At 33.2% G+C, this 13,023-nt stretch carries 13 protein-coding genes; 7 read left to right on the top strand and 6 right to left on the bottom strand.

The annotated features are described in order from the left end of the window. Positions 1-84 precede the first annotated feature (84 nt). The 3 genes from OF897_RS18990 to OF897_RS19000 all read left to right on the top strand — a co-directional run bounded on the left by OF897_RS18990 (position 85) and on the right by OF897_RS19000 (position 3,342). A complete protein-coding gene (locus tag OF897_RS18990; RefSeq protein WP_034674127.1) occupies positions 85-375 on the top strand; it encodes an HU family DNA-binding protein in 291 nt (96 codons plus the stop codon). A gap of 293 nt (positions 376-668) precedes the next feature. Further along, positions 669-2,231 (top strand): Rne/Rng family ribonuclease, encoded by a 1,563-nt coding sequence (locus OF897_RS18995; protein WP_267267246.1) that lies wholly within the window; start codon positions 669-671, stop codon positions 2,229-2,231. 463 nt (positions 2,232-2,694) lie between these two features. Next, on the top strand, positions 2,695-3,342 hold the full coding sequence (locus OF897_RS19000; protein WP_267267247.1) for a response regulator transcription factor: 648 nt from the start codon (positions 2,695-2,697) through the stop codon (positions 3,340-3,342). 311 nt (positions 3,343-3,653) lie between these two features. Here OF897_RS19000 and OF897_RS19005 read toward each other — a convergent pair whose 3' ends face one another. From OF897_RS19005 to OF897_RS19030, 6 genes are all read right to left on the bottom strand, one after another. Further along, positions 3,654-5,159: a carboxypeptidase-like regulatory domain-containing protein gene (locus tag OF897_RS19005; protein WP_267267248.1), complete on the bottom strand. Its 1,506-nt coding sequence runs from the start codon at positions 5,157-5,159 to the stop codon at positions 3,654-3,656. A 5-nt stretch (positions 5,160-5,164) separates the two neighbouring features. Further along, entirely contained in the window at positions 5,165-6,532 is a 1,368-nt protein-coding gene (locus OF897_RS19010) for a CsgG/HfaB family protein (RefSeq protein WP_267267249.1), read from the bottom strand. 19 nt (positions 6,533-6,551) lie between these two features. After that, a complete protein-coding gene (locus OF897_RS19015; protein ID WP_267267250.1) occupies positions 6,552-6,959 on the bottom strand; it encodes a curli assembly protein CsgF in 408 nt (135 codons plus the stop codon). An 11-nt stretch (positions 6,960-6,970) separates the two neighbouring features. Continuing rightward, a complete protein-coding gene (locus OF897_RS19020; RefSeq protein ID WP_267267251.1) occupies positions 6,971-7,705 on the bottom strand; it encodes a CsgE family curli-type amyloid fiber assembly protein in 735 nt (244 codons plus the stop codon). A gap of 10 nt (positions 7,706-7,715) precedes the next feature. Continuing rightward, a complete protein-coding gene (locus OF897_RS19025; protein ID WP_267267252.1) occupies positions 7,716-8,129 on the bottom strand; it encodes a hypothetical protein in 414 nt (137 codons plus the stop codon). 168 nt (positions 8,130-8,297) lie between these two features. Then, positions 8,298-9,485 (bottom strand): hypothetical protein, encoded by a 1,188-nt coding sequence (locus OF897_RS19030; protein ID WP_267267253.1) that lies wholly within the window; start codon positions 9,483-9,485, stop codon positions 8,298-8,300. Between the two features lie 254 nt (positions 9,486-9,739). Here OF897_RS19030 and OF897_RS19035 point away from each other — a divergent pair, with 254 nt between their 5' ends. The 4 genes from OF897_RS19035 to OF897_RS19050 are packed head-to-tail and all read left to right on the top strand — an operon-like array spanning position 9,740 to position 12,996. After that, entirely contained in the window at positions 9,740-10,369 is a 630-nt protein-coding gene (locus tag OF897_RS19035; RefSeq protein ID WP_267267254.1) for an NUDIX hydrolase, read from the top strand. 28 nt (positions 10,370-10,397) lie between these two features. Then, positions 10,398-11,204, top strand: a complete 807-nt coding sequence (locus tag OF897_RS19040) for a lysophospholipid acyltransferase family protein (RefSeq protein ID WP_267267255.1) — start codon at positions 10,398-10,400, stop codon at positions 11,202-11,204. Positions 11,205-11,214: 10 nt separating this feature from the next. After that, the gene (locus tag OF897_RS19045; protein WP_267267256.1) at positions 11,215-11,649 is read left to right on the top strand and encodes a hypothetical protein; all 435 of its coding nucleotides are present in this window, start codon (positions 11,215-11,217) and stop codon (positions 11,647-11,649) included. A gap of 9 nt (positions 11,650-11,658) precedes the next feature. Continuing rightward, complete coding sequence (locus OF897_RS19050; protein WP_267267257.1) at positions 11,659-12,996, top strand: UDP-N-acetylmuramate--L-alanine ligase; 1,338 nt, start codon at positions 11,659-11,661, stop codon at positions 12,994-12,996. Positions 12,997-13,023 lie beyond the last annotated feature (27 nt).

Consider the following 13,023-nt stretch of genomic DNA (forward strand, 5'->3'; position numbering starts at 1 on the left):
GCAAAATATTTTTTGTGTGAATTCGCTACTATTCCTTTTTTTTTACTAAATTTGCACACCTAAAATTTAAAATTTACAAAGGAAATGACAAAGGCAGAATTGGTAAACACCATCTCAAATAAATTGGGGACCGAAAAGAATGAAACACAGAAAGTTGTAGAAGCTTTTATGCAGGAGATCAGAACTTCTATGTACAATGGAGATAACGTTTATCTAAGAGGTTTTGGATCTTTCATCGTAAAAACAAGAGCAGCAAAAACGGGAAGAAACATCTCTAAGAACACTGCAATAGAAATTCCTGCACACAATATTCCTGCTTTCAAGCCATCAAAATCTTTTGTGGAGAAAGTAAAAACTAAAGTTGCAGTAAAATAAAGAGAAATTAATTAATATTAACTAGTTACTAAAAATTTAACATTATGCCAAGCGGAAAGAAAAGAAAAAGACACAAGGTTGCAACACACAAAAGAAAGAAGAGAAGAAGAGCGAACAGACATAAGAAAAAATAATCTCCTTCGGGATTTTTAATATATAATATAGTTGGTGATTTTTAAATTTTTTAATACTCACCGACTATATTTTGTTATGTAAACAAGTAAGAATTTGAGAATTATGAGCAATCACACTCTCAAATTTCATCATCAATCTTTTTATCTTTAATTTTAAAAATGAAGAAAGAACTAATAGTTTCACACGAAGGTGATCTCACAAAGATTGCTTTACTGGAAGACGGTAGACTATGTGAACTTCATGAGGAAGAAGACAAAAATGATTTTGTAGTCGGTGATTTGTTTATAGGAAAAGTAAAAAAACTTGCTCCCAATCTTAATGCAGCATTTGTAAATATCGGTTACGATAAAGATGCCTTTCTGCATTATCAGGATTTGGGACCGCAATATCTTACTTACCGAAAATTTTTAAAAGATTCGGTTTCCAATAAACAAACATCTTCAGGTCTGAAAAATTTTGAAATTCAGCCTGAAATCGACAAAAACGGAACCGTAGATAAGATCATCGTCAAAGATGATATCGTTTTATTACAAATTACTAAGGAGCCAATCTCCACAAAAGGACCGAGAATTTCTACTCAAATTTCTTTAACAGGGCGTTTTTTGGTTTTGATACCTTTCGATAACAAAGTATCCATATCAAAAAAAATAAGCAGTTCTGAAGAAAAAGTAAGACTTCGCACATTGATTGACAGCATAAAACCGGAAGGTTTCGGCGTCATCATCAGAACAGTGGCAGAAGGCAAGAAAGTAGCTGATCTTCATAATGATATCAATCAGTTGATTCAAAAATGGGAGAATACTTTTAAGAATATTCAAAAAAATAAAGTACCTTCTAAAGTCCTAAGTGAAGACGATAAAGCATCGTCTATTTTGAGAGATAACTTCAATCAGGATTTTGTAAATGTCTTTTGCGATGATGAGCAAATGGTAGACGAAATGAAAAATTATCTGGAAGTTATAGCTCCGGAACGTAAAAATATTGTTCAGTTTTATGACTCCCACATTCCTCTTCTCGAATATTATAATGTTGAGAAACAGCTTAAACAAAGCTTCGGAAAACATGTAAATATTCCAAGTTCAAAAGGTGCTTATCTGGTGATAGAACATACAGAAGCACTTCACGTAATCGACGTTAACTCCGGTAATAACATTACCACCGGAAACACTGCCAATAAAGAACACGCTTTGAATGTGAACAAAATGGCAGCTACAGAAATAGCAAGACAATTGCGTCTTCGCGATATGGGCGGAATCATTGTTGTAGATTTTATCGACATGACCAACCCCGATCACAGAAAAGATTTGTACGAACATTTCAGAACCGAAATGAGCCGAGATAAAGCCCGTCACAAGATTTTACCACCAAGTAAATTTGGTTTGATACAAATCACAAGACAGAGAAACCGTCCGGAAAAACAGATCGACACAAAAGAAGAAAACCCCAACAAAGACGGAGAAATTGTAGCTCCAATAGTCGTTGTTGAGAAAATGGAAGACACCATCAGAACCATTATGCAAAAAGGTGATAAAGGAAAACTTTACCTGCATGTACATCCTTTCGTAGAAGCTTTCCTTACCAAAGGAATCAAAAGCATACAGATGAAATGGTTTTTGAAGTATAAAAAGTGGGTAACCATTATTCCAAGGGATTCTTTCAAGTATTTAGAATACAAAATCTACAATTCTAAAAAAGAAGAATTGAGTGGATATTCTAATTAAAAAAACATTTTACAGCCTCCAGATTTGGAGGCTTTTTTTATGTAAAATGGTTATATTTTAGAAATAATTAAGATTTAAATCTGAAAATTTAGAAAGAATCGTCTTTTTAGTGTTAAAATTTAGAATACTTTTATTTCTTTTATTTATTCGTATCTAACTTTAGATACGAATATTTTTATTTGAAAACTATAAATATTCAAACGAAAAGTGCAATTCCCTACTTGCGTAATAAATTTCTTGAAAAATTATTTCAAATCTTTGTTAACCCTCTATTATAAGGCCATTTAACAATTTATAAAACACATCTAAAAGATAATATTCAATAAAAAGTGATATAAAAATTTTAGAATTATTGTTTTTTCATTAAAACATGGATTATTTTGGTTAAAACCACGATTAAACAGAATATTTAGTCTAAAATTCGATATTTTTTCCTATATTTATATACTGAAAACTAAACCTGATGAAGCCTAAATTAACCATCTTTGATGAGCCACTGTTATATGCAGAAGGTTTATCAAAACTACTTGTTCAAGACAAAATTTTTAGCTCAATTGAAATTTTTAATTCGTACGAAAATCTATCTGAGCACATCAAAAACGATCCTCCTGAATTTTTAATGATTAGCTCCGGTATTTTGGTTCTTACCGAAATGTATTCTTCTGTAGAAAAAATTCTCGCTGAGAACAAAAATATCAAGATTATTATCATCGGAAATTCTTTTGATGTGGCAACAATCAGAAAGCTTTTTAATAAAGGCATTAAAAGTTATCTCGACAAAAACAGTTCTTATGATGAATTTTTGAAATCAATTCAATCGCTACTTTTAAATGAAATATACATTTGTGAATATGCGAAACAAATGATGATTAACTATATCAGTCATGAGCAGGAAAAACAAAATTCTCACATTAAAGATCCTTTAACCAAACGCGAAATGGAAATTTTGAAATTGATCTGCGACGGATTGAGCAGCAAAGATATCAGCGAAGGACTTTTTATCAGCATTAATACTGTGGAAACTCACAGAAAAAGAATTCTTTTAAAACTGAATGTGAAAAATTCGGTAGGTGTTGTAAAATATGCTTTGGAGAATAACATTTTCAACTAAATATTTAAGTTTTTAAAACAAAAAAATCTAAACTCAAAAGGTTTAGATTTCTTTTTACCATAAATCCCAGAAAAAATTCGAGGCAAAAGTTTACAAAATTAATATGAATATTTGAACTGTTTATTTATTTTTTGATTATCCTTTATTCATGATTAAGTTTAATTTTAATATAACGTGTTCAAAATTTTTCCAGTTACATCACTTTGTGGACAATTAACCTTTTTTAAAAATTCTCGCAGATTTTTTTTGATTTAGCAGATTTTAATTCCAATATAAATTTAAAATCTGCGAGAAATATTTTGTCAATTATCTTATTCGTAATCCGGCATTTCAGCATTGGTGAAAAGCGTGGTTCGAACAAAATCAATCATTAAAGTATTCAAGTCTATAACTACGACGTTTTTCTGTGAAATATTATCATTAGAAGTATTCATAAGAATAATCTGCGAATCATTTGGTGAAAATCTCGGATCAAGATCATTGGTTCCTGTAGGCTTATCGCTTTCCGTAGAAACATCCAGAATTACATTAGTAATTAAATTATAAATAAAAATTCGGGAATCGAGTTGTCGGTAATTTGAATCCTGATACCCTGAAACATCTCTTGTGTACAATAATTTTTGTCCGTCAACAGAAAAATTCAATCCTCCTGCAGCGCCGGAAACTCCAGTTATAATATTTTTCGTCACATTCCCAAGCATATCAATGATGAAAATTTTAACATTATATCCGTTGTAATTATTGGTTTTTAAAGCGATTTTACTGTTATCATAGCTCCAGTCACATTCTGTAATCAAGCTTCCATCGGGTGTTGTGTACAATAATTGTTGACCGCTTCCATCTTTATTAATTCTGTATAATTTATCGAAGTTGGAATAAATCAAAGTATTTCCATTCGTACTCCATGCAAAATCCATTTCATAATTATTAAAACCTGAAACCGGAATCTGTGTTACTTTAAATGGATTTGAACCATCCGGATTTGCGGTGTAAATATGAGTTCCGCCACCTTCAGTTCTTAAAAATGCGACTAAGCCTGCATTATTGTTTTTTCTTGGCCTCCAACTGTTGTACATTGTTTGTGTAAACTGAAAATGATTCCCCTGGCTATCACTAGAAATAATTGTAAGATTACCATTTTGTTTTTGTACATAATGAAAGCGGTTGGAAGGAACCGTACTGGTTGTAAATTTAAATACAGTACTTAAAACTTCAGGATGAATACCGTCTGAAACAGCAACCTGCCAAAAATAGCTTACTCCGTATTGCAAATTATTCAGTGTATAATTTTTTACCGTAAGATCATTTACCTCAACAACATTTGTATTAATATTATTTTTAACAATTAATCTGTATTTTAAAACATCAGAAGTATCGGGATCGGTAGAATTCCATTTTAATTCAACAGTTAAAGGTTGATTTAAAGCATTATCAATCGGGCTCAACAAAACAGGCGTTGTAGGTGGAGAATTGAGAGAATCATCATCACTCATTTCAAAAACTAAAGTAACGGTTTGATTTTCGCCCTGAATATTTACTGCCTGAAAATTGGCAACATATCCCGACAATTCAGCTTTTACAGAATAATTTCCTAATGGAATATTTTTTATTTCGAATAAACCGTCTTTATCACTAAACACGGTTTGTGTACTCGGCGTTGTGATTACTTTCGCATTGGGTATCGGTTCATTGGTTCCTTTTTTCACCACTTTACCTTTAAGACCCCCTGTTTGCGATTGCTCTACCAATTCTTCGTTGCACGATCCTAACGTGAAAAGAAAAACGAAAAGGGTAAATATTTTTATAAAAGTTTTCATAATTATTAGTTTTTATTACCAAAATAAAGGTTTAGACCTAAACCAAATCTCAATGCATGGTCATTTCTTTTTCCGTTTTTGAGAAGATCCCAATCATCTGAAAACCCAATGTCATATTGAGAAGAAATTCTCACTCCAAGGTTTTTAAAAGCCAGATATTCAAAACCACCTCCGAATTGCGATTTGTATTTTACATCTTCAGTAGAAAACATACCGCCAACTCCGGCATAAATAAATGGGGAAAATTTATATTTTGGTAAAAGAAAATATTCTAAATTAAGTTCCGGAGAAATGAAAGTGCGTCTTAGAATTCCTTGATTTTCTAATCTGTAAGCTGAAGCACTTAATTCTACGTTGAAATTTTTATCGAAAAAATATTTTACTCCACCTTTTAAACCAAACTGTGCGACAGGATTTACATAGTCATTCCTCACCTGATTACCCTCAACTTGACCAAATAAAGAAAATTTTGATCTTTCTGCAGTTGCATAAATATTCCCAATCTGTCTGTTGGTATTTTTTTGAGCTTCCAAATCATAATCATCTACAATTTTTTGATAATCTGCGGGATTTCCTAACGATTTTCCCCAAATATTATCTTTTATACCTTCAATAATTAATGATTTTACGGCTTTTTCGATTGCATCTGTTACAGCCAGCTGAATCGGCTCGTTTTGAGTGAAACCAACCTCAGCTTCCATCAATCTTTCAGTATCGATATATTTAAAGAAACTTCCGTTTACACTTGTAGAAAGGATGGTTTTAGAAACATAAACCGTTTTTAGAATTTCTCCGTTTAGAGTAGAAACTGCACGAAGATAAATCGTGATCCTGTCTTGTCTGTATTGTGACGAAGCGCCAATTCCGAAATATCTTGCGCCAATCCCGCCTGTCATCACGTTGCTGTCGTAAGAAATCACCCCACCTTCCAAAAGCATTCCTGCATATAACAAAGGCGGTAAATTTTGACTATTCTTATCTGCATCCTTTAAATATTCCTGTCTTGTAGATCGAATAATCTGTCTTTCATTAAGAAGATTGGCAATATTTTCTCTTTCGATGGGCTTAAACCATCTACTGTCTTCCAAAGCTTTAATAAGAATTGTAGTTGTACCTTGTGGTACTGCGGTACTCCAGTTTGCTCCGTTTTCAGAGGGTTTATATTGCCCGGTTTGATCCCGGAACTTATAAACACCTATGACAACTTTCTCTTTAGGTAATGGTAAATTTCGCAGTTCTGTGGTATGAGTCGTAATCTCACCCATCGTTGAGACCTCTTTATTAGAAGTAAAACTCATTGCGGTTCCACACGATTGTAGGGCATACAATAAGAGCATACAGAATATAATTCTGATAGTTAAAAAAAATCTCATGTTATAGTTTTTAGTTTTTTTATTTTGGAATCACAATCTCAGACTGTTCTCCCGTATTTGTATCCAAGATACTGATCATTGTTCCCTGTGACGTTGCAGTAACCTGCAGATAAAGAGAACCAAAAAGATAGTTTCCTGGCTGTACTCCTCCACTTCCAAACTGATCCTGAAAAAGTTTTGAAGAAAGCTGACTCAAAACCTGCCGATTAAGACTCTGAGTAAAACTATCTAAGGAACTGGAGTTACCCAACAGATTAGCGCCTTTGTTATCATCAAACTGATTTTGAGCGCTCGCTGAGCTTAATAGCCACTGATAATTGAAGGTATCTCCACCAAAAGCCGGATTGATAGGTTTATAGACCAATTGTTGTGACTTTATCAGGTAAGTTCCTGATAAGAAAATTAAAAAAATTGCTATGGTTTTCATGGTAGTTAGTTTTAGTAAATAAATTCATTTTTCACAAGATTTTTGCTCGCTGTAAATTCTTTAATGTATCTGAGGGAATTAAAAACCTGCTCAGTAATAAATTCTTCGCTCGGATTGGTGACAAAGCCGTAAATAATTTTATCATCAATTTCGATAGTAATCTGTCCGCTTGTACCTCTTGTCGGCAACTCTGTAATTTTGATTGCAGAACTGCTCTTTTCCGGAAGCTGATTATACTGAATATAAAACTGATCGTAAAAGTCTTTGCCAACTTTTGTTTTTGTTTCGTCAATGGTAAGACCACGCAATTCAAAAACGACATCGCTTTCTACTTTTGCAATTTTATTTTTTAGAAAATTCTGATTAATCTCAAGGCTGTCTTTCGATATAAGTTTTTGATTTTCTTCGTCTCTTATGTATAAATAAGCTTTCAGAGCATCATTTTTATCAAGATTTACGCTGAGTTCAGATAAAGATTTGGTCTCATTAGGATTTATAGAAAACTTTCCGCTTTGTTTATTGTTTGAAAGATTTCCGTTGCTGCCTTTTTTAATAGCAACCAAGAGATAATTTAGTTCTCTATAAATGGAAGAATTATTAGTAACAACCGCTTTAACTAAAAGCTGCTTCTCTATTACGTTTTTCTCAATTTTTGCAACAATCCCTTTATCTCCTTCCTGTGCATGTAAACAGACAGACAAAAAGATAAAGAAAGCGCTTAGCAAGAAAGAAAATAAATTTTTCATAGAGATTTTATTAATAATTTCTCATAAAAATCGTCTTATTATCACTTTTAATATTAAGATGCAAACCTTCCGAAATACTGTTGGTACCGGTTATATCTATAATATTATTATTTCCTTGGGTGGTAATGGCTGATCTGCTTTCTTTAGTGGAAAAAGAATTATTAAAATAAATACTGTTTTGATCGCCGAGCTGCTGTATAACAATATTCGTTTTTGCATTGAGCTGTAAATCTGCATTATTGTTATTTCCCATTTGTACCACTTGCGAACCGTACAATGTAGAAGCAACCGGATTCGAATTCTGAAGACTAATCATATCGAGTGCATTTTGACTATTGATAAGATTCCAGTCTGTCGTTTGTGACTTTCCTGCTATCGCAAAGAGTAAAGCCAGACTAATAAATATTTTCTCAAAAGTTTTCATGTTTTATTTTTTTTAAAGGTACTTGAATACAGTGCTTCACAAAACACGTTAAACAGTTACTCACAAAAAATCACTGATTTCGGTTATTGCGTACAGTATTTATACGGTTATAAAAATAAAAAAAGGAGAAGCTGCGCTTCTCCTTTTTTTGTCTATGAAGTTAAAAAACTAGTTTCCGTTTTGAGTAACTGTGATACTGTTATTTGATCCAGTTTGAGAACCTGTATGAGAATGTCCATTCCCATTTTGAGTAACTACAGATGTATTATTCCATCCGTATTGTACATCAGAACTACTGTTATTATTTCCGGTTTGTGTGTGAGTAATTTCATTATCCCAGCTTAATAAACCACTAATAGCACCATCTTGGCTTGAGTTTGAATAGTTGTTTGTTCCTGTTTGGATAACATCTACAGAATTATTGCTAACACCTCTTTGATAAGAATAAGCTCGGTTTGAATCACCTCCTTGTTGTCTAATATTTGCAGTATTATCATTTCCTCTTTGTTCTGAATCAGCTATATTAGAATCACCAATTTGATTAATCGTTAAACCATTGTTTGAACCATTTTGATATCCAACACTATTGTTAAGATCTCCATCTGAAAATTGATAAGAATTATTATTTAAACCAATTTGCTCAATTTCAGCGATATTATCATCACCATCTTGGATTTGTTCTGCAAAATTATTTCTACCTCCTAGAAAAGCTCCATCACCTTGCAATGCTGTAGCTTTGTTATTATCACCATCTTGATTTTGAAGAATCGTTGAATTAGCACTTACCAACTGTGTTGCATTTGCTTCGTTATCATCGCCTTCTTGTCTTTGATTAATAGAATTAATACGTCCTACTATAGCAGCGGAAGAATTATTACCCTCTTGCTTTGCCATTGCATTGTTATCATCACCTTCTTGATATTGTGTAATATTTGAAGATGCTATATTTTTGCTCTGTGTAGCTGAAGACTCATTATCATCTCCTATTTGAGTTTGCCAAACATTTGACTGCGCAGTTTTTAATTGAGAAACAGTAGCTGTATTATCATCCCCTGTCTGAATTTGCTCAACTTTGTTATCTCTAGCAAACAATATCGCACTAGTACCCTGTGTAGTTGTAGCTGTGTTATCATCTCCCGTTTGAGTAGTTTTATTTTCATTAAATCTACCATACTGTGTAACTGTACCCGTATTACGATCTTGTGACTGGGTATAAACATTCTTGTTACCTTGCAAAGACTGCGTTACCGTCAGTGTATTATCGCTACCGCTTTGTGTAGCATTATTACTTTGGTTTTGGGCAAAAGTAAAACCCATTGCTGTAAGAGCAAATGCTCCTGTTACTAATTTTTTCATTTTAATTAAAATTTAGTTGGTTAATAGTGAGACAAAGATAGAAGCACAAAATGAGGAAAAAACCACTGGAATAGTGTAAATTTTAAAAATCACTGGATGCAGTTTGTATTGTAACTGTTTTCAGTTTTTCGTTCTAACGGCTATTAGTTACAAACTACATCCGTAGAATTACGGTGTAAGCTTTACTCTTAAAATTATTGATAATTAACATTTTCCGGCTTCCTTTCTACAAGATATATTAGTAAATTTGAGCTATGGAAAGTTTTGGAAAAGATCTTTTAAAAAAAATAAAAAATGCTGGATTGGCAGGCTCAAATGCGCATGGAGTTTTCTCTCCGCCTTCCCGGCCTATATTTACTTATGATGAGGTTTTAGAAAAAAATCCAAAATTCGCTGCGGTGAATATCGTTTTATATCTAAAAGATAATGAATGGTATTTTCCTTTAATTGTAAGAAGTACCAACGAAAGAGACAGACACAGCGGACAAATCTCTCTTCCCGGTGGAAAACGTGAAGAAACAGATAGAGACTTTGCCGAAACCGCCATTCGAGAAACTTCTGAGGAAATAGGTCTTGAAAAACATTACGTGAGAATTATTCGTGAATTATCACCAATTTACATTCCGCCGAGTAATTTTTACGTTTATCCCTATATTTCTTACACCAAGAAAAATCCGGAATTTGTTTTACAGCAAAGTGAAGCAGTAGAAGTGATTGAATTTCCGATTACTTCATTTCTAAATTTACCCGACAGTCCCGAAATTATGGCACTTCCAGGAGCCGGAGGTCACGAAGTTCCTGTCATTAACTTCAACGGATATATTATTTGGGGAGCTACAGCCATGATCCTGAGCGAATTCAGCCAGTTGATTAAAAAAATGTAACTTTGCAACTATTATGTTTAATTGAAAAATGGCGAAGAAAAACATTTTTACCGATTCATTCGGAACACCTTATTTCTTAAAAAGATTTATCATTTTTATTCTGGGAATTGTTTCTTACAGAAGATTCAACGGCTTCAACAAGCTGAAAATCACAGGAACAGAGAATTTGGTAGATCTTCCGGATTCCAATGTGCTTTTCGTATCCAACCATCAAACCTACTTTGCCGATGTTGCCGCAATGTATCACGCATTTTGTGCGGTAAATAATGGTTATTTAAACACTATTAAAAACCCTATTTACCTTTTAAATCCGAGAGTAGATTTTTATTATGTAGCTGCTGAAGAAACCATGAACAAAGGGATTCTTCCAAAAATATTTAAAATTGCAGGTGCAGTTACCGTAAAAAGAACCTGGAGAGCAGAAGGTAAAAATATCAACAGAATGGTAGATCTTGGTGAGATCGACAATATCATGAAAGCTTTAGACAACGGTTGGGTTGCTACATTTCCTCAAGGTACAACTGCAGCTTTTGCTCAAGGAAGAAAAGGAACCGCAAAATTGGTTAAAAATCAACGGCCGATTGTAATTCCAATCAAAATAAATGGCTTCAGAAGAGCGTTTGACAAAAAAGGACTTCGTGTAAAAGTGACCGGAGTAAAACCAACAATGGAATTTAAAAAGCCTTTAGACATTGATTATGATAATGAGAATGCACAGCAAATTCTTCTTAAAATAATGACTGCCATTGAGCAAACCGAAGATTTTAACATTCTGCATACGTATGATGAAGAAATCAAGGCTAAAAAATCTGACCAAACCAATCCACAAAACTAAAACGACAACAATGAAGAAGATTTTAGGAATACTTTTAATTATTTTGACAGTGCTTTCTTGTAACAGTCAGAAAATGTATTCAGATTTTGACATCAGTTATTCTAGAAGCGGTGGTTACGCTCCATCTTACGAAAACCTTTTAATTAAAGGAAATGATGCTCATTATTCTTTTGAAGGACAAGGTAAAAAAACAAAGAAAAACTTTAAAATATCTAATGAAGATCTGAAAAAATTAGACGAAACACTTTCGAAAAATAATTTCAGAAGAATTCAGGAAGATCACAAAAAGGTGTATGATAACGTAACAACATCCATCAACGTTAAGAAAGGCGCAAATGAAGGCAGCAAGAACGATGGAAGCATGATCATGCCTAATTACAAAACCAACTGGGAAAATATTACGGCAAATTTTCAGGAAATCATTAATAACAACGTAAAAAACTAAGAAAATAAGTTGAGAACTCATTTCATTGCTATTGGCGGAAGCGCAATGCACAACCTTGCAATTGCTCTTAAAGATAAAGGATATCAGGTTACAGGTTCGGATGATGCTATTTTTGAACCTTCAAAATCGAGATTAGAAAAAAAAGGAATTCTTCCTGAAGAATTGGGTTGGTTTCCTGAAAAAATTACATCTGATATTGATGCTGTAATCCTTGGAATGCACGCTCATCAAGACAATCCTGAATTGGCTAAAGCAAAAGAATTAGGTTTAAAAATATATTCTTATCCTGAATTTCTTTACGAACAGTCAAAAACAAAAACAAGAGTTGTTATCGCCGGTTCACACGGAAAAACCACGATTACTTCCATGATTCTTCACGTACTGAATTTTCATCAGAAAGATGTAGATTATATGGTTGGAGCGCAGTTGGAAGGTTTCGACTGTATGGTAAAACTTACTGAAGATAACGATTTTATGGTTTTGGAAGGTGACGAATACCTTTCCTCTCCTATCGATTTGCGTTCAAAATTCCTCTTATATCAACCGAATATCGCTTTAATGAGCGGAATTGCGTGGGATCATATCAATGTTTTCAAAACATTTGACGATTATATTGAGCAGTTCAGAAGATTTGTAGCAAGTATTACTCCGGGTGGAGTTTTGGTTTATAATGAAGAAGATGCGGAAGTGGTAAAAGTGATAGAAAATGCTGAAAATTATTTCAGAAAAATGCCATACAAAACTCCGGAATACGAAATCAGCAACGGAAAAGTTCTTTTGAAAACCGAAATGGGAGATATTCCGCTTTCTGTTTTTGGAGCGCACAATTTATTAAATCTTGAAGGAGCAAGACATATTTGCCACACTTTGGGAATTATGGATGAAGATTTCTACGATGCGATTATGAGTTTCAAAGGTGCTTCAAAACGTCTTGAAAAAGTAGAAAGAGAAGATAAAGGAATTCTTTACAAAGATTTTGCGCACGCTCCAAGCAAAGTAAAAGCTGCTGTAAAAGCATTTTGCGAACAGTTTAAAAACGAAAAGAAATACGGTTTTCTTGAACTTCACACTTATTCAAGTTTAAATCCTGTTTTTCTTGAGCAGTATGATTACGCGATGGACGGATTGGATGAAGCTATTGTTTTCTATTCTGAAGATGCCTTAAAAATCAAAAGAATGGAGCCAATTTCTCCCGAATTAATTAAAGAGAAATTCAAAAATGAAAACCTGAAAGTCTTTACCAATGCAGAAGAACTTCATGCTTATTGGGATTTATTAGACAAAACTAAGGGAGTTTATATGATGATGAGTTCCGGAAATTTCGGTGGTTTAGATTTAACGAAATAAGTTTTAAAAAATATAAAAATCGCTTTC

The organism is Chryseobacterium formosum, from assembly GCF_026460885.1.
GTDB classification, from domain to species: Bacteria; Bacteroidota; Bacteroidia; order Flavobacteriales; family Weeksellaceae; genus Chryseobacterium; species Chryseobacterium formosus.

Excerpts from the sequence above, each read along its gene's own strand:
- OF897_RS18990 (WP_034674127.1), top strand. The coding sequence starts at position 85 with ATGACAAAGGCAGAATTGGTAAACACCATCTCAAATAAATTGGGGACC.
- OF897_RS18995 (WP_267267246.1), top strand. The coding sequence starts at position 669 with ATGAAGAAAGAACTAATAGTTTCACACGAAGGTGATCTCACAAAGATT.
- OF897_RS19000 (WP_267267247.1), top strand. The coding sequence starts at position 2,695 with ATGAAGCCTAAATTAACCATCTTTGATGAGCCACTGTTATATGCAGAA.
- OF897_RS19005 (WP_267267248.1), bottom strand. The coding sequence starts at position 5,159 with ATGAAAACTTTTATAAAAATATTTACCCTTTTCGTTTTTCTTTTCACG.
- OF897_RS19010 (WP_267267249.1), bottom strand. The coding sequence starts at position 6,532 with ATGAGATTTTTTTTAACTATCAGAATTATATTCTGTATGCTCTTATTG.
- OF897_RS19015 (WP_267267250.1), bottom strand. The coding sequence starts at position 6,959 with ATGAAAACCATAGCAATTTTTTTAATTTTCTTATCAGGAACTTACCTG.
- OF897_RS19020 (WP_267267251.1), bottom strand. The coding sequence starts at position 7,705 with ATGAAAAATTTATTTTCTTTCTTGCTAAGCGCTTTCTTTATCTTTTTG.
- OF897_RS19025 (WP_267267252.1), bottom strand. The coding sequence starts at position 8,129 with ATGAAAACTTTTGAGAAAATATTTATTAGTCTGGCTTTACTCTTTGCG.
- OF897_RS19030 (WP_267267253.1), bottom strand. The coding sequence starts at position 9,485 with ATGAAAAAATTAGTAACAGGAGCATTTGCTCTTACAGCAATGGGTTTT.
- OF897_RS19035 (WP_267267254.1), top strand. The coding sequence starts at position 9,740 with ATGGAAAGTTTTGGAAAAGATCTTTTAAAAAAAATAAAAAATGCTGGA.
- OF897_RS19040 (WP_267267255.1), top strand. The coding sequence starts at position 10,398 with ATGGCGAAGAAAAACATTTTTACCGATTCATTCGGAACACCTTATTTC.
- OF897_RS19045 (WP_267267256.1), top strand. The coding sequence starts at position 11,215 with ATGAAGAAGATTTTAGGAATACTTTTAATTATTTTGACAGTGCTTTCT.